This window comes from Plantactinospora sp. CNZ320, from assembly GCF_002846275.1.
Window position 1 is genome coordinate 365,689 of record NZ_PJMP01000001.1, and the last position, 19,310, is coordinate 384,998.

At 71.1% G+C, this 19,310-nt stretch carries 15 protein-coding genes; 5 read left to right on the forward strand and 10 right to left on the reverse strand.

The features are described from left to right. Positions 1-331 precede the first annotated feature (331 nt). The 8 genes from gcl to CLT71_RS01470 all read right to left on the reverse strand — a co-directional run bounded on the left by gcl (position 332) and on the right by CLT71_RS01470 (position 10,929). Entirely contained in the window at positions 332-2,056 is a 1,725-nt protein-coding gene (gcl, locus tag CLT71_RS01435; protein ID WP_101365492.1) for a glyoxylate carboligase, read from the reverse strand. Positions 2,057-2,348: 292 nt separating this feature from the next. After that, positions 2,349-3,350 (reverse strand): 2-dehydropantoate 2-reductase, encoded by a 1,002-nt coding sequence (locus CLT71_RS01440; RefSeq protein ID WP_101365493.1) that lies wholly within the window; start codon positions 3,348-3,350, stop codon positions 2,349-2,351. Positions 3,351-3,527: 177 nt separating this feature from the next. Beyond that, positions 3,528-4,772: a cupin domain-containing protein gene (locus CLT71_RS01445; RefSeq protein WP_101365494.1), complete on the reverse strand. Its 1,245-nt coding sequence runs from the start codon at positions 4,770-4,772 to the stop codon at positions 3,528-3,530. Positions 4,773-4,979: 207 nt separating this feature from the next. Next, entirely contained in the window at positions 4,980-6,185 is a 1,206-nt protein-coding gene (locus CLT71_RS01450) for a hypothetical protein (RefSeq protein WP_101365495.1), read from the reverse strand. Positions 6,186-6,282: 97 nt separating this feature from the next. Then, positions 6,283-7,098, reverse strand: coding sequence for an SAM-dependent methyltransferase (locus CLT71_RS01455; protein WP_486482975.1), 816 nt, complete (start codon positions 7,096-7,098; stop codon positions 6,283-6,285). 193 nt (positions 7,099-7,291) lie between these two features. Then, positions 7,292-8,299, reverse strand: coding sequence for an ROK family protein (locus tag CLT71_RS01460; protein WP_486483642.1), 1,008 nt, complete (start codon positions 8,297-8,299; stop codon positions 7,292-7,294). After that, on the reverse strand, positions 8,299-9,768 hold the full coding sequence (locus tag CLT71_RS01465) for a M81 family metallopeptidase (protein WP_101365496.1): 1,470 nt from the start codon (positions 9,766-9,768) through the stop codon (positions 8,299-8,301). Before CLT71_RS01465 ends, CLT71_RS01460 begins: the two co-directional genes overlap by 1 nt. Before the next feature lie 12 nt (positions 9,769-9,780). Further along, the gene (locus CLT71_RS01470; protein ID WP_101365497.1) at positions 9,781-10,929 is read right to left on the reverse strand and encodes an ROK family transcriptional regulator; all 1,149 of its coding nucleotides are present in this window, start codon (positions 10,927-10,929) and stop codon (positions 9,781-9,783) included. Positions 10,930-11,213: 284 nt separating this feature from the next. On the opposite strand from CLT71_RS01470, the gene CLT71_RS01475 reads away from it, so the two are divergent. The 4 genes from CLT71_RS01475 to CLT71_RS01490 all read left to right on the forward strand — a co-directional run bounded on the left by CLT71_RS01475 (position 11,214) and on the right by CLT71_RS01490 (position 17,293). After that, positions 11,214-13,016, forward strand: a complete 1,803-nt coding sequence (locus CLT71_RS01475; protein ID WP_101365498.1) for a peptide ABC transporter substrate-binding protein — start codon at positions 11,214-11,216, stop codon at positions 13,014-13,016. Between the two features lie 80 nt (positions 13,017-13,096). After that, complete coding sequence (locus CLT71_RS01480; protein WP_101365499.1) at positions 13,097-14,056, forward strand: ABC transporter permease; 960 nt, start codon at positions 13,097-13,099, stop codon at positions 14,054-14,056. Next, positions 14,053-14,976, forward strand: a complete 924-nt coding sequence (locus CLT71_RS01485; RefSeq protein ID WP_486482976.1) for an ABC transporter permease — start codon at positions 14,053-14,055, stop codon at positions 14,974-14,976. The genes CLT71_RS01480 and CLT71_RS01485 overlap by 4 nt, the downstream gene beginning before the upstream one ends. A gap of 13 nt (positions 14,977-14,989) precedes the next feature. Further along, positions 14,990-17,293 carry an ABC transporter ATP-binding protein gene (locus tag CLT71_RS01490; protein WP_101365500.1) on the forward strand — a complete coding sequence of 768 codons (2,304 nt, stop codon included), beginning with the start codon at positions 14,990-14,992 and terminating at the stop codon, positions 17,291-17,293. A 49-nt stretch (positions 17,294-17,342) separates the two neighbouring features. Here the strand turns inward: CLT71_RS01490 and CLT71_RS01495 are convergent, their stop codons facing one another. Further along, positions 17,343-17,852 carry a hypothetical protein gene (locus CLT71_RS01495; RefSeq protein WP_101365501.1) on the reverse strand — a complete coding sequence of 170 codons (510 nt, stop codon included), beginning with the start codon at positions 17,850-17,852 and terminating at the stop codon, positions 17,343-17,345. A 206-nt stretch (positions 17,853-18,058) separates the two neighbouring features. On the opposite strand from CLT71_RS01495, the gene CLT71_RS01500 reads away from it, so the two are divergent. After that, positions 18,059-18,445 carry a VOC family protein gene (locus tag CLT71_RS01500; protein WP_101365502.1) on the forward strand — a complete coding sequence of 129 codons (387 nt, stop codon included), beginning with the start codon at positions 18,059-18,061 and terminating at the stop codon, positions 18,443-18,445. Between the two features lie 77 nt (positions 18,446-18,522). On the opposite strand, the gene CLT71_RS01505 is transcribed toward CLT71_RS01500, so the two are convergent. Further along, positions 18,523-19,203, reverse strand: coding sequence for a TMEM175 family protein (locus tag CLT71_RS01505; protein WP_199187470.1), 681 nt, complete (start codon positions 19,201-19,203; stop codon positions 18,523-18,525). Positions 19,204-19,310 lie beyond the last annotated feature (107 nt).

Here is a 19,310-nt window from a genome sequence, read left to right on the forward strand (position 1 = left end):
GCGAGAAAATGATCAAGCATTCGTGCCCTGTTGTGGGCTATAGCATACAGTAGCCGAGATGCACTTAACTGTGCGGAGCGCAACGGGTGCCGGCGCGCGGTGTCGACCGCCTCGGCGCACCGCATGTACTACCAATCAGGCGTCGTTATCTGGTAGCGGGCGGGATCGGCCGAGGTGAATTCCGATTCCAGAATCGCCGGCAGTGCAGGCTTCCCGTGTCTCTCCGTCCGACAGACTTCTCCCTGCGACAGGCGCGCCCCGACCACCGGCCGGGACGCGCCTGCTCCACTCCGCCTCACCACCGAGCCCGAAGCCCGGACCATCCGGCCGGTCAGCCCGAGACCGCGTCCCGGTACTCCACCTCCGGTACCGGCTCGAACTCGTTCACCTGCGCGATGGAGAGTCCGTGTGCGGTGTTCGCCTCCCGCTCGATCATCACCTCGACCAGTACCGGGCGGCTGGTCCGTCGGGCCTCCTTGCTGGCCCAGGCGAGCGCGTCGGCGATCTCGTCGGGTCGCAGTACCCGCCGGCCGGCGCAGCCGTACGCCTCCATGATTTTGACGTTGTCCGTGCCGTACTCGTCGTAGTGGATGTCGACCTCGTAGTTCATGTCGTAGCCGATCTCCGCCTGCCGGATCAACCCGAGATACTCGTTGTTCAGCATCACGAGTACGAAGGGGATGTTGTACTGCGCGGCGACGGCGAGCTCCTCGACCAGGAACTGGAACGAGTAGTCCCCGACCACCCCGACCACCTCGGCGTCGGGTCTGGCGGACTTCACCCCGATCGCCGCCGGGATCTCCCAACCCAGCGGGCCGGCCTGACCGCAGACCTGGTAGTGCCGGGGCTTGAAGACCTGCTGGAACTGTCCTGACCAGATCTGGTAGAGCCCGATCGCGGTGACGAAGTAGGTGTCCGGGCCGAAGAATTCGTTGATCTCCTTGAAGACCCGGGGCGCCTTGACGGGTACGGCGTCGAAGTCGTCCCGGCGGCGCAACGTCTCGCGCAGGCCGCGGACCCGTGAGACCCATTCACCGCGGGCGCGTCGCTCCCCCCGGCGGCGTACGGCGTCGAGCAGCGCGGCGAGGAACGCACCGGTGTCCGAGACCACCCCGAGGTCCGGGCCGAACACCTTGCCGAGCTGGGTCGGCTCGATGTCGACGTGGATGAACTTGCGGTCGCCCCGGTAGGTCGGCAGGTCCCCGGTGTGCCGGTCGCCGAACCGGGCGCCGAGCGCGAGCACCAGGTCGGATTCCAGGAAGGACGCGTTGCCGAAGCGCTGGGTGGTCTGGATGCCTGTCATCCCGGCGAAGAGGTCGTGGTCCTCCGGGATCGCGCCCTTGCCCATCAGGGTGACCTGGACCGGGATGTCCAGCGTCTCGGCCACCTCCCGGAGCAGGTCGCTCGCCTCGCCGATGATCACCCCACCACCGGCCAGGATCAGCGGCCGCTCGGCGGCGAGCAGCATGTCCAGGGCCCGCTCGACCCGGGGCGGGTGCGGCTCGACCCGGGCCACCGGCAGCGGGGCGTCGATCGAGGCGTCCCACTCGATTTCCTGCCGTGCCACGTCGATCGGCAGGTCGATTAGTACCGGTCCGGGGCGGCCGGAGCGGGCGATCCGGAACGCCTCCCGGAAGATCCAGGGCGCCTGGGCCGCCTCCTTGACCTGCACCGCCCACTTCGTCACCGGCTTGGCGATCTCGACGATGTCGACCGCCTGGAACGCCTCCTGGTGCAGCTTGCCGGTCGGCGCCTGGCCGGTGATGCAGACCATCGGGATGGAGTCCGCCTGTGCGGTGTAGAGACCGGTGATCATGTTGGTGCCGGCCGGTCCGGAGGTGCCGATCGCGACGCCGACCCGGCCGTTGGTCCGGGCCCAGCCGTCGGCCATGTGGGTGGCGCCCTCCTCGTGCCGGACGATCAGGTGCCGGATGTCGCTGCGCCGCAGTGCCGCGTAGAGCGGCAGGATCGCGGCGCCGGGGCAGCCGAAGGCGATGTCGACGCCCTCCGAGGCGAGCACCGACACGACCGCGTCCATGCAGGGAATCTTGGCCATGGTTCAGACCTCCGGGAAGTGGGCGTGGGTGTGGGTGTGGATCAGGGTCAACGGAGCCTCCAGGGCGTCGGGTGTCCTGTGCGGTGGCGAGATCGCCGGGTGGGGACGGGGAGGATCGCCGGGTCGGGACGGGGGGACCTGTGCATCCGTGCGTCCCTGCGCTGACCGGCACCGGATCCCGGTGCCCGGAAGGACCGCCAGGAGGTCTGCATACAGTATTCTGTCGGCAAAACCAGTGCAATACCTGCCCAGCGCCTCGCCGGTAGGCGGGTGGTCGTGGGCGGCGTACCCGTCAGGCCGCCGTCGGGGTGGGGGTCGGCGCCGGCCGGGCGATGGTCTTGGCCAGCAGCTCGGTCGCGGCGTAGATGGTGCGCAGCGTGGGTGCCGGCGCACCGGTGATGTCGGCGATCTCCACCACGGCGGCGACGACCGCGTCGAGTTCCATCTCCTTGCCCGCCTCGAGGTCCTGCAACATCGAGGTCTTGTGGTGGCCGACCCGCCGGGCGCCCTCGACCCGTTTGCTTATCGAGATCTCCGGCTTGCTGCCGACCCGGTTGGCGATGTCGAGGGTCTCCGCCATCATCTGCTCCACCACCCGGCGGGTCCCCGGGCTCTCGCAGATCTCGGCCATGGTTGCCCTGGTCAGGGCGCTGATCGGGTTCAGCGACACGTTACCCATCAACTTGATCCAGATGTCGTCGCGCAACCGTGGCTCGACCGGACACTTCAGCCCGCCGGCCACCATCGCGTCGCTGAACCGCTGGCACCGCTGCGAGATCGTGCCGTCCGGCTCCCCGATGGAGAACCGGGTCCCCTCGAGGTGCCGGATCACCCCGGGTGACTCGATCACCGTGGCCGGGTAGACCACGCAACCGATCGCCCGCTCCGGGGCCATCACCGCCGAGGTCGCCCCGCCGGGGTCGACGGCCTCGATCCGCTGGCCCTCGTACGGCCCCGCGAGCTTGTGGAAATACCACCAGGGGATGCCGTTCTGCCCTGCGACGAGGGCGGTCTCCGGGCCGAGCAGCGGTTCGAGCAGCGGCCCGGCCGAGGCGTAGGAATGCGCCTTGAGGCCGAGGAACACGTAGTCCACCGGGCCGACCTCCTGCGGGTCGTCGGTGGCGTGCGGGTGCGCCGCGAAGTCTCCCCGGGGGCTGTGCACCCGTACCCCGTGTGCCCGCAGCGCGGCCAGGTGTGCGCCGCGGGCGATCAACTGAACGTCCACCCCGGCCCGGCACAGGGACGCACCGACGTACGCGCCGATGGCGCCGGCTCCGAGCACTGCAACTCGCACGGGCTGCTCCCTTCTCGTACGACGTCCGCGTGGCGCCGAGGCGACGCAGCAGCGGCGTGCCTTTCCGTATGCGTTATGCTGACTACAGTATGCAATCCAGCTTCCTGCTGACAAGCCTGGCCCCGCCGAGATGCGCGACGAGGCCGACGGAGAGCAGCGCCAGCCTCGACGTGCGGGTCAGGCCGGCGCGACCCGGGGGATCACCGGGGCGTCGTCGTTGATGCCCGGACCGAAGAACTTGAAGACCACCAGGTCCTCCCGGCCGGTGTTCCGCACCGGGTGCGGCGCGGTCGCCACGTCGTGCGAGACGAGCAGTTCGTCGCGGTCGGCGTCCCCGCCGCGTACGTCGTGGTCGCAGTACCGGCCCTCGCCCGACCAGACGAGGATCGAGTACACCCCGCGCTCCGTCGACAGGTGGGTCCGGCCCGGGGGGACCACGAGCTTCTTGCCGCTGAACTTCGACGTGTTGTAGAAGATCCACCACTCCCGGCCGTCGTCGGCGGCGTCCACCGGCTCGATCGGGCGCGGGGGCACGTGGTTGTGCTCGTAGAAGTACGGATCACCGTTGAGTTCCCACTCGACGAACCCGAGCGGGAACCGCTCGCCCTGTGCCTGCCGGTCCTGTGGGCGTACGTCCTTGAAGAGCAGCTCCTTCGAGATGATCCGGCCGGCGTTGAGCGCCTGGAACATCGCGAAGACGTCCGAGTCCTCCTGTAGCTCCACGGTCAGCGCGGTGCCGGGGCCGTGCAGCACCCCGGACGGTACCCCGAAACCGTCGTCGGGGACCTGGAGGTAGGCCCGCGAGTGCCGGAGGATCAGATCGCTGTCCCAGTCGACCAGGTACGGCAGCAGCACGTCGTACGCCCGCTCCCGGACGATCCACGGATGTACCCCGAAGAACGTCTCCGGATGCGGGCCGGTCTCCACCCCGGCGGGAAAGTAGTAGGCCTCGTCCTTCGAGCGCCGCCCGACCAACTCGGCGAAGCGTCGCGGCGGATGGATGTGGTACGGGATCCTCGCCCCGTAGTCGAGCAGCTTGGCGAGCCGGCCGAGCCCTTCCGGATGGCTCGCCGCGTACTCCGTACCCATGATCGCGGCCGGCGCGGCCCGTACGGCGTCCCGCAGCGTCAGCCGGGGCCGCCCGTTCCGGTCCACCACGTGGCCGAGTCCTTCGTCGGGCGGTCCGATCCGGTTGTCGGCCCGGGTGGTCGAGCCGAGCCAGCGCTCGCAGACGAAACCCCGCTCACCGAGGTCGTAGGCCTCCTCGGCCAGTCCGAGCCGCCGGCCGGGCGGTACCAGGTCGCGGGCGACGAAGGCGGGTGCGAGCCGCAGCACCCCGTTGCCGTCGATCAGCACTTCCTCGACCAGCGCCCTGGTCGCGCCGCTGTCCGCCCCGGTCGGGCCGCTGCCGTTCTCGGTCATCTCTCGGTCCGCTCGTCGACATGCCCTGGATGAACCGGCGTCGGAACACCCGGAAGGTCACGATCATGGGCAGGGCGCCGGCGACCGAGCCGGCCGTCGGCAGCTTCCAGGATGTCCGATTCCTCGCGAAGAACAGGGCAGAACCGAGGGGATCAGCCTCGGTAGGAAATCCGCGAGCCGACTTTGGTCGCTTCCAGCGGCCAGCCGTCAGCGCAGCGTGGAGCCGGTGACGGTCGGCTTCCGGGCTCCGAGGAAGAAGATGCCGGGCAGCCCCGGTGTCTCGAATCCGGCGCTGGGATTGCGGCGCAGCGTCGAACTCTCGATCCGCATCGTCCCGGTCCGGTCGTTGCTGACGAAGAAGACGGCTCCGCCACCCTCGTTGGCGAGGTTGTCCGTCACCACGCTGCCGGCGATCGTCACGGTGAACCGGTTGCCGTCGGTGTAGATGGCACCACCGCTGCCGCCGCCGGGGGTACCGCCCCGGGCCGGGTTGGCGCCCCGGCCGACGGCCCGGTTGTGCGTCAGCACGCTGTTGAGCACCACCCAGGAGACCCCGATGCTGCTCAGGGCACCCCCGTTGGCACAGGTGCCGCCCTGTCCGGCGGCACCGCCGAAGGTGCTGTTGACGACGTACACCGGCAGGCCCCGGTGCTGGCTGAGCACCCGGATCGCCGCGCCGCCCAGATCCGGGCCGGTCTGGTCGCAGCGGTTGCGGACGAACCGCGAGTTGACCACCTTGAACCGCCCGCCCCGGACGAAGATCGCGCCGCCACCGCCGCCCTCGGTGCGCTCACCTGTCGAGTTGCCGTCGGCGAAGGTGAGGTTCTGCACCGTGAGCCGGGGGTGGTCCTGGTCGTCGCAGTGCGAGGTGGTCCAGCCCTGGGCCTGGTCACAGGTGTTCATGTAGAGGATCCGGCGCTTGCCGCCGCCGCTGAGGGTGACCCGGCCGCCGCCGTCGAGCACGATCCGGGGACCGGTCGAGTTCCGGATCTTCGCGGTCGCCTTCATCGTGATGGTCACCGGGGCGGGGCCGCAGGAGAAGGTGATGATGCCGCCCTTGGCGACCGCCGCCACCACCGCCTCGGAGGTGCAGCTGGCCGGGGTACCGGTGCCGATCACCCGGGTCGGCTTCGCGGTGTTCTCCGCACGCGCCTCGGCGGGGACGCTGGCCCGACCCTTCGGGTTGCCCGGCCGGGGCAGCACCGGTACCGGCCGGGCCGAGGCGGTCGGCCGCGCGGTCGCCGACGCGGTGGGTGCACCGGACGGTGGCGGGGTCGCCGAACCCGTCCCGGCGGCCGCCGGAGCCCACTGCGGGCCGGCCGGCTGGTCGGCCGGCGCCGAGCCACAGCCGGCCAGGCCGACGGTGGCCAGCAGCGCCGTCGTGATCAGCGCGGAGGCGATCCTGGTACGCACCGCCGAATCCTAGGTGCCGGCACCCGGCCGACCGGGGTCAGGACCGTCGGCTTAAGGAACTCTTCAGACCGGTGCGACCGTGGGGTGCCGGAGGTGCTCAGGAGATGCGGGCGACCGCGCCGTACATGCAGATGTCGACCGGGTCCGGCGGCTGGCTGTCGGCGGCCGGTCGCCAGTTCCCGATCGGCACGACCCCCGGGTCGACCAGCTCCAGCCCGGTGAAGAACCGGGTGAACTCCTCCCGGCTGCGGGGGCGGCTGCGCCCACCGGTGGCGGCGTTCGCCTCCTCCAGCCTCGTGACGGCCTCCACCGGCAGCCCGTCGTAGGTGCCGTGCGACATCACCAGGTAACTGCCGGAGGGCAACGCGGCGACGAGCCGGGCGACGACGCCGTACGGGTCCTCGAAGTCGCGTACGAAGTGCAGGATCGCCACCAGCGTCAGCCCGACCGGCTGGCTCAGGTCGAGGGTGCCGCGCAGCTCCGGGGCGTCCAGAATCGACTGTGGCTCCCGCAGGTCCCGCTCGATGTAGGCGCTCCTGCCCTCCGGCGAGGAGGTCAGCAGGGCCCGGGCATGAGCCATCACCAGCGGATCGTTGTCCACGTAGACGACCCGGGACTCGGGTGCGATCCGCTGGGCGACCTCGTGGGTGTTGTCGGCGGTCGGCAGCCCGGTGCCGATGTCGAGGAACTGCCGGATGCCTGCCTCGCCGGCCAGGAACCCGACCGCGCGGCGCAGGAACCCGCGGTTCTCCTGGGCGGCCCGCTTCACCGTCGGGAAGACGGCGGCCACCTGGTCACCGGAGAGCCGGTCGGCGGCGAAGTTGTCCTTGCCGCCCAGCCAGTAGTTGTAGCGGCGGGCGGGGTGCGCCACGTTCGTGTCCAGCTTGCCGGCCGGACCGGTCGTGTCGCTCACGGCACCTCCGAGGAGTCGGGCACCGGTCGGATCGGTGGAGCGGCTGAGGTGGTCGACCGGGGGCGGATGGCGGTGCCGCCGTACCGGCACCGGATCGATTATGGACCATCCGACCCGGGCGCCGGGTCACCGACCAACGGGGCCCCGGCACCGCTGCTCGGTCCGCTCGACCGCCTCGTGGTCGGACCGGTACTCAACCCGGGCTGGTCGCCGGCACCGGCAGTCCCCAGCCCTCCGGCACCGGCAGCCCGGCCGCCCGGCGAGCCAGGATGGCGGCGCCGACCTGGGCGGCCTGGGCACCGAAGGCGGAGGGCACCACCTCGGGCGCGGTCCGCCAGGCCAGCGCCGAACGCAGCGCGTCGCGTACCGGGTCGAAGAGCTGGGCACCTGCCTCGGCCAGGCCGCCGCCGAGCACGATCCGGGCCGGATCCAGGGTCAGGGTCAGGGTGGCCAGCGCGATCCCCAACGCCTGGGTGGCGGTGTCCCAGACCGAACGGGCCAGCGGATCGGTGGCGGCGGCAGCGGCGATGCCCCGGCTGTCCAGCCCGGGGGTGCCACCCAGCCGGGCGTAGCGCCGGGCCAGCCCGCCGGCCGAGGCGTACACCTCCAGGCAACCGCGTTGGCCGCAGCCGCACGGCTCGCCACCGGGGTGTACCGGCATGTGCCCGACCTCCCCGGCCGACCAGGCGGTACCCGGTACCGGCTCGCCGTGCAGCATCACGGTGGCGGCGATGCCGGTGCCGAGCGGCAGCAGTACGAAGTTGGCAAGTCCCCGGCCGGCCCCGGCCACCGCCTCGGCGACGCCGGCCGCCCGCGCGTCGTGCCCGATCGCCACCGGCAGCCGCAGGTCGTCGTGGACCAGCGCCCGCAGCGGCACGTCCCGGAACCGGATGTTGGCGGCGTACCGCACCAGGCCGGCGGCCTCGTCGACGATGCCGGGGGTGACCACCCCGATCCCGGCCGGCTCGACGCCGTCGGCGAGAGCGCTGTCGTGCAGCCGTCGGCACAGCTCCCGGAGCGCGCCGACCGGATCGTCGTCGGCCCGGGACGGCAGCACCACCGAGTGTCGGAGCTGGCCCTGCTCGCCGAAGACCGCGCCCTTCATGGTCGTCCCACCGACGTCGACGGCGAGGACGCAGCGACCGTCGGACGATCGCGCGGGAGGCGAGGTGCCGGACCGGACGCTGGCGACTGGCGGGATCACCGGGTCGCCACGGTCAGGTCCGCGACGAAATCGCGGTCCAGCGGGAAGACGGGCCGGAGCAGGTGCTGGTAGGGCAGCCGCTCGATGTCCTGGTCGACCCCGCCCGGCGTCAGTGCCAGCTGCCAGTCCCCGGCCGCCTCGAACAGCTCCGGTTCGAGATAGCCGATCTTCACCACCACCAGGTCGACGTCGCGCACCTGCACGCCCAGCCGGGCGTACGAGGCGAGTTGGCGGTACTGCATCCGTCGCGAGGTGACGAAGACGCTCAGCCCACCCACCCGTACGCTGACGCACCGCCCACCGTCCGGGTCCTCGGCGACCGCCTCGAGTACGCCGTCGAGGCGTACCGGACCGGGGTCCCGGGTGTCGATCCGGCCGCCGACCCGGACGCTCACCGGGCTGCCGGTCGGCTTGTCGGCGAGCTCTGCGACGGCGTCCGGGTCGACGAGCGAGGCGTACACCGCGCGGACCGCGCCGTCCCGGATCTGCGGCCTGGCCAGCATCCGGGCCAGCGCGTAGGTGACGTCGTCGGCGCCACCGGCCCCGGGGTTGTCGCCGGAGTCGCTGACGAAGAACGGGCGCCGCCCCGGCTCCGCGACGGCGGCCAGTGCCGTGTCGAGGCACTCGTCCATGCTGCCGGTCGGTGCGACGAAGGCGAACTCGTCGCGGACGTCCCAGAAGTGCTCGCCGAGTTCCCGGGCCGCCCCGGTCGCGGCGGCGGCGTCGGTGCCGGTGACCACCACCGCGCCCCGGCATCGCGGCTGGTCGGCCCAGGCGAAGCCGATCCAGATCGCGGCGTCCACGATCCCGTCCCGGGCCTCGATCTCGGGGATCCGGGCGTAGAGCCCGCGCGCCGGTTCGACCCGGGTGCTGGTCATCTCGCCCGGCAGCAGGATCGGCACGTGCACCAGGGCCTTGTGCGGGCGCTGCCCCCGGCGCAGCGCCTCGACCAGGTTGCGGGCGGCCCGCTCCCGGGTCTCCCAGACGTCGACGTGCGGCGCGGTGCGATAGCAGGTGAGCAGGTCGCAGCCGGCGAAGAGCACCGGCGAGACGTTGCCGTGCAGGTCCATGGCGGCCGAGACGTACGGTTCCGGCCCGATCACCGACCGGATGGCGGTGACCAGGTCGCCCTCGGCGTCGGTCCGGCCGACCACGCTCATCGCGCCGTGGATGTCCAGCAGTACCCCGTCGACCGGGCCGAGTTGGGCGAGCCCGTCGACGATCTCGGCCGTCCAGGCGTCGTAGCTGGCGGCGTCGACCGCGCCGCCGGGCAGCGCACGGGCGTGCACCAGCGGCAGCCACTCGACGTCGGCGGCCCACGGCTGGGCCGGGGAGAGCCAGGCGTAGCGGGCCAGCAGCGTGTCGCCCCGGGTGACCTCGAAGTCGTCGGCGGTGCTCAGGTGCGGCGAGAAGGTGCTGGACTCGATGTGGATGCCGCCGATGGCGATCCGCAGGGGACGGTGCACGGGTGGAGCTCCTCAGGCGGGTCGGGCGTCGGCCACGGCGCGCACCAGATGCCCGAGGCCGACCAGGCCGGCATCCGGGCCGGCGACGCTGGCCTCGATGGAAAGGGACTGGGTCATCGACGGCAGGCAGCGCTCGTAGAGCATGCCCCGGGCCGCCGCGACGTAGACGTCGAGGCTGGAGAGGGCGCCGCCGATGACCACGGCGTCGGGGTTGAGGAAGTTGACAAGGCCGGAGAGGGCCACCCCGAGCAGCCCACCGGCCCGGCGTACCAGCGTCACCGCCGCCGGTTCGGCGTCGACGACAGCCCCGATGACGTCCCGGGTACTGGTGATCGGCTGGCCCTGCTCGGCGAGTTGGGCGGCGAGCGCGGCGCCGCTGGCGACGGTCTCCAGGCAGCCCCGGCTGCCGCAGGAGCACTGCCGTTCGCCGCTGTCGGCCACCCGTACGTGGGTGACGTCGCCGCTGAGTCCCCGGCCGCCCCGGTACACCTGACCGCCGCTGACCAGGCAACCGCCGATGCCGGTACCGGCCTTGACGTAGATCATGTCGCCGCTGTCGCGGCCCCTGGTGACGTACTCGCCGATCGCCGCCGCCTTGGCGTCGTTGTCGACCACCACCGGTACGTCGAAGCGTGCCCCGAGTTCGGCCTGGGCGTCGACGCCGCTCCAGCCGGGCATCCGGGCGGGGCCGACCAGGCGACCCCGGGGGAACTCGACCGGGCCGGGCATGGCGGCGCCGATGCCGAGCAGTGCCTGACCGGGTGCGGTCGCGCCGCGCAGTCGGGTGAAGGCGGCGCCGACCACCTCGAAGACCTCGCCGGGGCCGGCGGCGATGTCGATGGCGATCTCCTCGGCGGTGAGCAGCCGGCCGTTGGGTGTGCTCAGGCCGACCCGGGCGTGCCGGGCCCCGAGTTCGGCGACCGCGAAGACGCCCTCGGGATTGCGCAGGCGCAGGATCCGGGGCCGTCGCCCGCCGGTGGACCGGCCGACGCCCTCCTCCAGGATGGCGCCCTCCTCCAGCAGCCGGCGTACCACCCCGGTGACTGTCGAGGGGGCCACCTGCAACGCCTCGACGAGGTCGGCCCGGGAGGTGGCCTCGCCGCTGGCCAGCAGGCTCAGCGTCTGGTCGCGCAGGTTGGCGGAGATCGACGGGTCCGACATACCTCTCCTTCTTCCAGCCGGAACGTCCAGGTTTCCTCGCGGCTACCGCCAGGCACGGGACGTGGATCACCGCGAAGGGTATGCGGTCGACCGGTCCTGGACGATGCTTCGGCGGCTTTGATCCTATCCTGATGAAAGTCTCCGAAGGAAGTGGGTTAGTTTCGTTGACGCGAAACTTAATCGCCTATACATTCTCCGCATTGATCGCTCGGGAAGCGCAGCCTGGACGCGGTGCCGACCGCGCCCGGCGACGCGGGCCACGGGCACTTTGATCGAGGAGACTCATGAGGAGCAGATTCCATAGCGGCGCACTCCGCACCGTGGCCGTGGCCGGTGCGCTCGCCCTCGGGTTGGGCCTCGCCGCCTGTGGCGGCGACAGCAGTTCGTCGGGGAAGGGCGGAAGCCAGGGCAAGGACACCGCGACGGTCGCCTTCCGGACCCCGAACTGGATCCTGCCCATCTCGGCCCCCGGCTTCACCCAGGGCGAGAACGCCATCTTCGGCAACGCCCAGTACCGGCCGCTCTACCAGTACCGGCTCGACGGGTCGGCGAAGTACAACATCGACGCCGAGCGTTCGCTGGCCAATCCGCCCGAGGTGAGCGACGGCGGCAGGACCCTGACGATCACGCTGAAGGACAACACCTGGTCCGACGGCAAGCCGATCACCACCCGGGACATCGACTTCTGGTGGAACGTCGTCACGGCGAACAAGGACAAGTGGGCGTCCTACCGCAAGGGCGGCTTCCCGGACAACATCGCCGCCTGGACGATCAAGGACGCCAAGACCTTCTCGGTGACGACGACCGAGGTCTACAACACCGCCTGGTTCGTCGGGAACCAGCTCAACCGGATCATCCCGATGCCGCAGCACGTCTGGGACAAGGACTCCGCCACCGCGAGCGTGAGCGACCTGGACAAGACCCCGGAGGGGGCCAGGAAGGTCTTCGACTTCCTGATCGCGGCCTCGAAGGACCCCAAGACGTACGCCACGAACGACCTCTGGAAGGTCAACAGCGGCCCCTGGAAGCTGGAGAAGTACGTCCCGAACGGCGAGGTCGTGCTCGCCGCCCAGCCGAACTACTCCGGCACCGACTCCCCGAAGCTGTCGAAGATCGTGCTGCGGCCGTTCACCAGCGACGACGCCGAGTTCAACGTGCTCCGGGCCGGTGAGATCGACTACGGCTACGTGCCGGCGGCCAACCTCTCCCAGCGGTCGTACCTGGAGTCCAGGGACTACCGGGTCGCGCCCTGGTACGGCTGGTCGATCACCTACCTCCAGCTCAACTTCAACAACCCGAAGACGGGCGTGCTGTTCAAGCAGGACTACCTGCGCCAGGCGATGCAGATGCTGATCGACCAGCCGACCATCAACAAGGTCATCTGGTCCGGCATGGCCGAGCCGACCTGCGGCCCGGTGCCGCTCAAGCCGGGCACCGCGGACTCCGCCGAGAACGGCTGCGTCTACTCCTTCGACCCGAACAAAGCGAAGGAACTGCTGGAGAGTCATGGTTGGAAGGTCACCCCGGACGGGCAGACCACCTGCCAGACGCCGGGCGCCGGGGCGAACCAGTGCGGCCAGGGCATCGCCGCCGGTACGCCGCTGGCCTTCACGGTCACCAGCCAGAGCGGCTTCGCCGCCACCACGAAGATGTTCGCCGAGATCAAGTCGCAGATGGCCAAGCTCGGCATCGAGCTGACCATCAAGGAGGTGCCGGACTCGGTCGCGGTCACCCCGGCCTGCAAGCCGACCGAGGCGACCTGCTCGTGGGACATGTCCTTCTTCGGCTCCCAGGGCAGCTGGTACTACCCGGCCTTCGCCAGCGGCGAGCGGCTCTTCGCCACCGACGCGCCGGTCAACCTGGGCAGCTACAGCAACCCGCAGGCCGACCAGCTCATCGAGGCGACCCAGTTCAGCGGCGACGACACCGCGCTGAAGGCGTACAACGACTTCCTCGCCAGGGACCTGCCGGTGCTCTGGATGCCGAACCCGGTGTTCCAGATCTCGGCGTACCGGTCCGGGTTGCAGGGGGTCGAGCCGCAGGACCCGATGAACAACATGTACTTCCAGGACTGGTCCTGGAAGTAGTCGGCAGTCACTGACCGTCCGGCTCCGGCGGTGCCACCAGCGGGTGCCGCCGGAGCCCCCGACCGGGGAGGGATCCGCAGGTGGTCCGGTACCTCGTCACGCGCCTGGGCCAGGCTCTCATAGTCGTCGTGCTCGTCACGGTGATCGCGTTCCTGCTCCTGCACCTGCTGCCCGGCGGTGCGGCCAGGGCGACGCTGGGCAAGGAGGCGACGCTGGAGCAGTTGGCCGCGTTCAACCACGAGATGGGTTACGACCGGCCGTGGATCCAGCAGTACGGCATGTACGTCCAGCGCCTGCTGCACGGCGACCTCGGCTACTCGTTCCAGCTCAACCAGTCGGTCACCGAGGCGATCACCCAGCGGCTGCCGAAGACGATGGTGCTGTCGCTGCTCTCCACCCTGCTGGCGATCGTGGTGGCGATCCCGCTCGGAGTGATCCAGGCGGTACGCCGCAACCGCTGGCCCGACTACGCCATCACCTCGCTGTCGCTGCTGGCGTACGCCACCCCGATCTTCTTCATGGGCCTGATGCTGATCATCGGATTCTCGCAGGTCTGGCCGGTCCTGCCGCCGGAGGCGCCGCAGGGCTTCACCGTCGGCGAGGTGCTGGCCGATCCGGCCGGGCTGGTGCTGCCCACCGTCACCCTGGCGATCGTCACCATCGCGGTCTACTCGCGCTACGTCCGCTCGTCCATGGTGGACAACCTCAACGAGAACTACGTCCGGACGGCTCGCAGCAAGGGCCTCTCCGAACGGCGGGTGGTGGTCCGGCACACCCTGCGCAACGGGCTCTTCCCGGTCATCACGCTGCTCGGGATGTACCTGCCGGCGCTGTTCAGCGGTGCCCTGGTGGTGGAGTCGCTGTTCAACTTCCCGGGCATGGGACAGCTCTTCTGGCAGGCGGCACTCAAGCGTGACTTCCCGATCCTGCTCGGGGTCACCCTGATCATCTCGGTGGCGACGGTGTTCGGGGCACTGATCGCCGACCTGCTCTACGCCGCGGTCGACCCGCGGGTACGACTCCGGGGGAGCACCTCGTGACCACACTCACCGAACTGGCCGCCACCCCACCGGTGGGGGTACCGCAGCCGGCCGCCGACGACGACGCCCCGGTACGCGGCCTCTGGCGGCAGGGCGTCGCGGTCTTCTGCGAGAACCGGCTGGCCCTGGTCGGCCTCGGCCTCTTCGTGCTGCTCGCCGGGGTCTGTTTCCTCGGGCCGATCTTCTACCACACCGACCAGGTGCACACCGACCTCACCCAGGTGCACCTGCCACCCGGCGCCGGGCATCCGCTCGGTACCGACGGGGTCGGCTACGACCAGCTCGGCCGGCTGATGATCGGCGGGCAGACCTCGATCGTGGTCGGGCTGGCGGCGGGGATCCTCGCCACCTTCCTCGGCACACTCTGGGGTGCCGTCGCCGGTTTCGTCGGCGGCTGGGTGGACGCCGCGATGATGCGGGTGGTCGACGCAATGATGTCGATCCCGTCGCTCTTCCTCTTCATGCTGCTGGCCGCGATCGTCACGCCGAGCGTGCCGATGCTGATCGTCATCATCGGCGCCTTCGCCTGGCTCGGCCCGGCCCGGCTGGTCCGGGGCGAGGCACTCACCCTGCGCTCCCGGGAGTACGTCCAGGCGATGCGGGCGATGGGCGGCACCGGCGGCCGGGCGGTACGCCGGCACATCGTGCCGAACGCCATCGGCACGGTGATCGTGAACGCCACCTTCCAGGTCGCCGACGCGATCCTCTACGTCGCCTACCTCTCCTTTCTCGGCCTCGGCGTACCACCGCCGGCCGCGAACTGGGGCGGGATGCTCTCCGACGGGCTCGCGGACACCTACAGCGGCCACTGGTGGCTGCTGTATCCGCCCGGAATCGCCATCATCCTCATCGTGCTCGCCTTCAACTTCATGGGCGACGGGTTGAGGGACGCCTTCGAGGTCCGCCTCCGGCGACGCTAGCGGGAGTAGAGGAATGAGCACACCGATCCACGCCGTACCGGCCGATGCGTCCGGGGAGTCCGGCCCGCTGCTGGAGCTGCGGCACCTGCGTACCGACATCGCGCTGCGGCGCGGCGTCGTGCACGCGCTGGACGACGTCAGCCTGGCGGTCCGGCCGGGGGAGACCCTCGGCATCGTGGGCGAGTCGGGCAGCGGCAAGACGATGACCGCGCTGTCGGTGATGGGCCTGCTGCCCGCCGGTGGCGAGGTCGTCGGCGGGGAGATCCTCTTCGAGGGCCGCGACCTGCGGTCGCTGCCACCCCAGGAGGTACGCCGGATCCGTGGCGTCCGGATGGGCATGGTCTTCCAGGATCCGCTGACCTCGCTCAACCCGACGATGCGGATCGGCGCCCAGGTCGCCGAGCCGCTGCGGGTGCACCAGGGGGTCGGCAGGGCGCAGGCCCGGGAGCAGGCGATCGACATCCTGCGGCGGGTCGGGATGCCCCGCCCGGACAAGGTGGTCGACAACCATCCGCACGAACTCTCCGGCGGGATGCGCCAGCGGGTGGCCATCGCGATGGCGCTGGTCTGCTCGCCCCGGCTGCTCATCGCGGACGAGCCGACCACCGCGCTCGACGTGACCACCCAGCGGCAGATCCTCGAACTCATCGACGACCTGCGGGAAGAGTTCGGGATGGCGGTCGTGCTGGTCACCCACGACCTGGGAGTGATCGCGGGTCGGGCCGACCGGGTCGCGGTGATGTACGCCGGCCGGGTGGTCGAGACCGCCTCCACCGGCGAACTCTTCCGGTCACCCCGGCACCGCTACACCGAGGCGCTGATGGAGGCGCTGCCGGAGTCGGCCACCCGGGAGCCGGACGCCCGGCTCTACAGCATCCCCGGCCTGCCGCCGGACCTGTCCCGGCCGCTCGCGGGCTGTCGGTTCGCACCCCGTTGCCGGCACGCCACGCAGGAGTGCCGGAACACCGAGGTCGCCCTGACCACCGGCCGGCACCAGTACGCCTGCCTGCACCCGGTCTCCACGCCGACAGTCGTCCCGACCGCCGCACCGGCGGTCGACCGGCACCCGGACCGGGCCGAGCCACCCACCCCGCCGGTGTCCGAACCGGCCGCCACGGCTCCAGCCGGACCGGCCGCCACGGCTCCAGCCGGACCGGCCGCCTCGGCTCCAGCCGGACCGGCCGCCTCGGCTCCAGCCGGACCGGATGCCACGGCTTCAGCCGGACCGGAGGCCGCAGTCGTCGTGGAGCCGGCGTCCGCGAGCCGATCCGAACGGGTCGCGGTGCCGGCCCGGCCGGTCGGCGCGGAACCGATCCTGTCGGTCCGCGAGCTGGTCAAGGACTATCCGGCGAACGGCGGCGGGCTGCTGCGCCGGGCCGCCGGCCAGGTGAGCGCGGTCGCCGGGGTGTCGCTGGAGGTCCATCCCGGCGAGACCTTCGGCCTGGTGGGCGAGTCCGGGTGTGGCAAGTCGACCGTGGGTCGGCTGGTGGTCGGGCTGGAGCGGCCGACCGCGGGGCAGATCGTGCTTGACGGTACCGACATCGCGAGCCTGGACCGCCGGGAACGCCGCCGGATGCACCGGCAGGTCCAGTTGATGTTCCAGGACAGCTACGCGGCGATGAACCCCCGGATGCGGGTCGACGCGATCCTGGCCGAGCCGCTGGAGATCCAACAGGTGGCCGACGGTGCGGCCCGGCGCGCCCGGATCGCCACCCTGCTCGACCAGGTCGGGCTCTCCCGGCGGGTACTGGAACGCTATCCGCACGAGTTCTCCGGCGGTCAGTTGCAGCGCATCGGGCTGGCCCGGTCGCTGGCCCTGCAACCCCGGCTGATCGTCGGGGACGAGCCGGTCAGCGCGCTCGACGTGTCGATCCAGGCGCAGGTGCTCAACCTGATGCGGGACCTGCAACGCGAACTCGGCCTGGCGTACGTCTTCATCAGCCACGACCTCTCCGTCGTCGACTACATGTCGGACCGGATCGGGGTGATGTACCTGGGCAAGCTGGTCGAGGTGGGGCCGGCGCACGACGTGGTCCGGTCCGCCCGGCACCCGTACACCCAGGCGCTGATCGACGCGGTCCCGTCCGCCCGCCCCGATGCCGCCGCGGCGGACCGGGAGAGCGTGACGATCCGGGGCGAGCTGCCGAGCGCGTTGAACCCGCCGACCGGCTGCCGGTTCCGTACCCGCTGCCCGATCGCGGCCGAGATCTGCCAGACGGAGCCGCCGCTGGCCGGCGACGTACACCGGGTGGCGTGCCACTTCCCGCTTCGCCCGGAGTCGAGTGCCGCCGCCACCCGGGCCGGCGCGGCCGGATAGCCGTACCGGAGGAGTCCGGCCGGTCGGGAGCCGGTCAGTCGGTGTCCGCTCAGTCGGTGGGGAAGCCGTACCGGGCGGCGTGCTCGGGGTCGGCGGGGTCGATCTGCCGGATCCCCTCGTCGGCGAGCCGCTTGTTCACCTCGTCGAGGTGCTCGCGCACCAACCGCGCCTCTTCCTCGGTGACCCGGCCCCGGTGCGGCCTGCCGGCGTGCTCCAGGGTGGTGTAGTCGACCCGTTCCCGGCTCGCCTTGGCCGGGCGTACCCGTTCGGCGGTCCGCAGGAGCTGGGCCATCGGCACGTCGGTGGCGAGCGCGTCGAACTCGCTGGCGGTGAGCACCACCCGGCGGGGAGCCTCGCCCGGCCGGCCGTCGTGGATCTCCACGACCGCGACGTCGAGTGCGGCGTCGTCGATGCTCTCGACCTCGGTCGGCTCGGCCTCCAGCTGCACCGGCCCGGCGACCAGGTCGGGGTGGTCCAGCACCACGATCCGGACCACCTCGTCGGCGGAGGAGACCACCTTGCCACTGAAGTCCGAGACGTGAACCGTCCGCTTACCCATGCCTGCGCTATCTCCTGTCCGGGCGGGGCCGCCTGGCGCCAGCGCTCCTCGGCGGGCGACGGCCAGCAACTGAAATTACCCGACAGGTGTGCGAACCGCCCGCCTGGGGGCGGGGTGTGTCGGCCGCCCCGCCCGGCTCGAGGGGAATAACTGTACTCCGTATAGTGTACGATGTAAGGAGTTAATCGATCCTCAGGGAGCCGCTTGTGAAAATCACCTCCTCCGCCGTCTCGCTGAACGTGGCGGACGTCGTCGCCTCCAGCCGTTTCCTCATCGAGCACTTCGGGTTCCACGAGACGATGGCCGCCGACGGCTTCGCGTCGCTGACCAGGGACGACGCCGGGATGAACGTCATCTTCCTGCGCCAGGGCCTGCCGACGCTGCCGGCCGACCAGCGTGACGACCACGCCCGAGGGCTGATCCTGGCCTTCGTCGTCGACGACCTGGAGGGCGAACTCGCCCGCCTCCAGGCCGAGGGCGTGACGATCACCATGCCGCTCACCGACGAGGAGTGGGGTGAGCGGGCCTTCCAGGTGCGCGACCCCAACGGGGTGATCGTGCAACTCGTCGACTGGAACGGCGCCGGACAGTAACCATTGCCCAACCGGTGGTGGCTCGTCGACCCCGGTCGGCGAGCCACCACCCGTACCCTCGGCGGCTCGATCGCCGGTCAGCTCCCGGCGCCGCCCCGGGAGCGCCGCCTCGACATCAGCGGCGCGCTGTAGAGGCCGGAACTGGTGACGCCGTAGAACGGCGGCAGGAGGATGAAGATCACCAGGCCGGCCAGCGGCGTGACCAGGACGCCGAGCAGGCCGCCCACGGCGTACAGCACCAGCCCGACCAGGGCCCGGAGCCGTTCACTGGGAAAGAACCGTTCGTCGACCCCGTCGACCAGCAGGTACCGGTGGGTGGCCAGATAGTGGTAGAACGCCAGCCAGCTCGCGGAGAGCAGCGCACCGACAAGCGCGTACAGGGCTGCGGCGACGCGCTGGTCGGCGACGTTGTGCTCCTGTAGCGCCCGGGAGAGCACGGCGGTCGGGAACGGCAGCAGTGCGGTGGTGAACAGGACGAGCAGGTTCATCCAGTGCAGCCCGCGATCGGCCCGGCGGATCCGGCGGAACGTGGCCTTGTGGTTCAGCCAGACGACTGCGATGTACAGGTACGACGCCACGTACGCCGCGTAGCTGGGCCACTGGTCCAACAGCCCGGGAAGCAACCCACCCGGCTCGACCTCCGGCACCCGCAGGTCGAGCACCAGCAGGGTGATGACGATCGCGAGTACGCCGTCACTGAAGCCCTCGGCGCGGTCGGTCTCCTCCTGCTCCCCGATCTCCTTGGTCGGCCCACCCACGGCGACCGGCTACCCGGCAGCGGTACCGGTAATCGCCACCGCCGCGCCCCGTGCACCCCGGGCAGCCGGTCCGGTACGGGACGGCTCCGGACGAACCGGCGGAGACG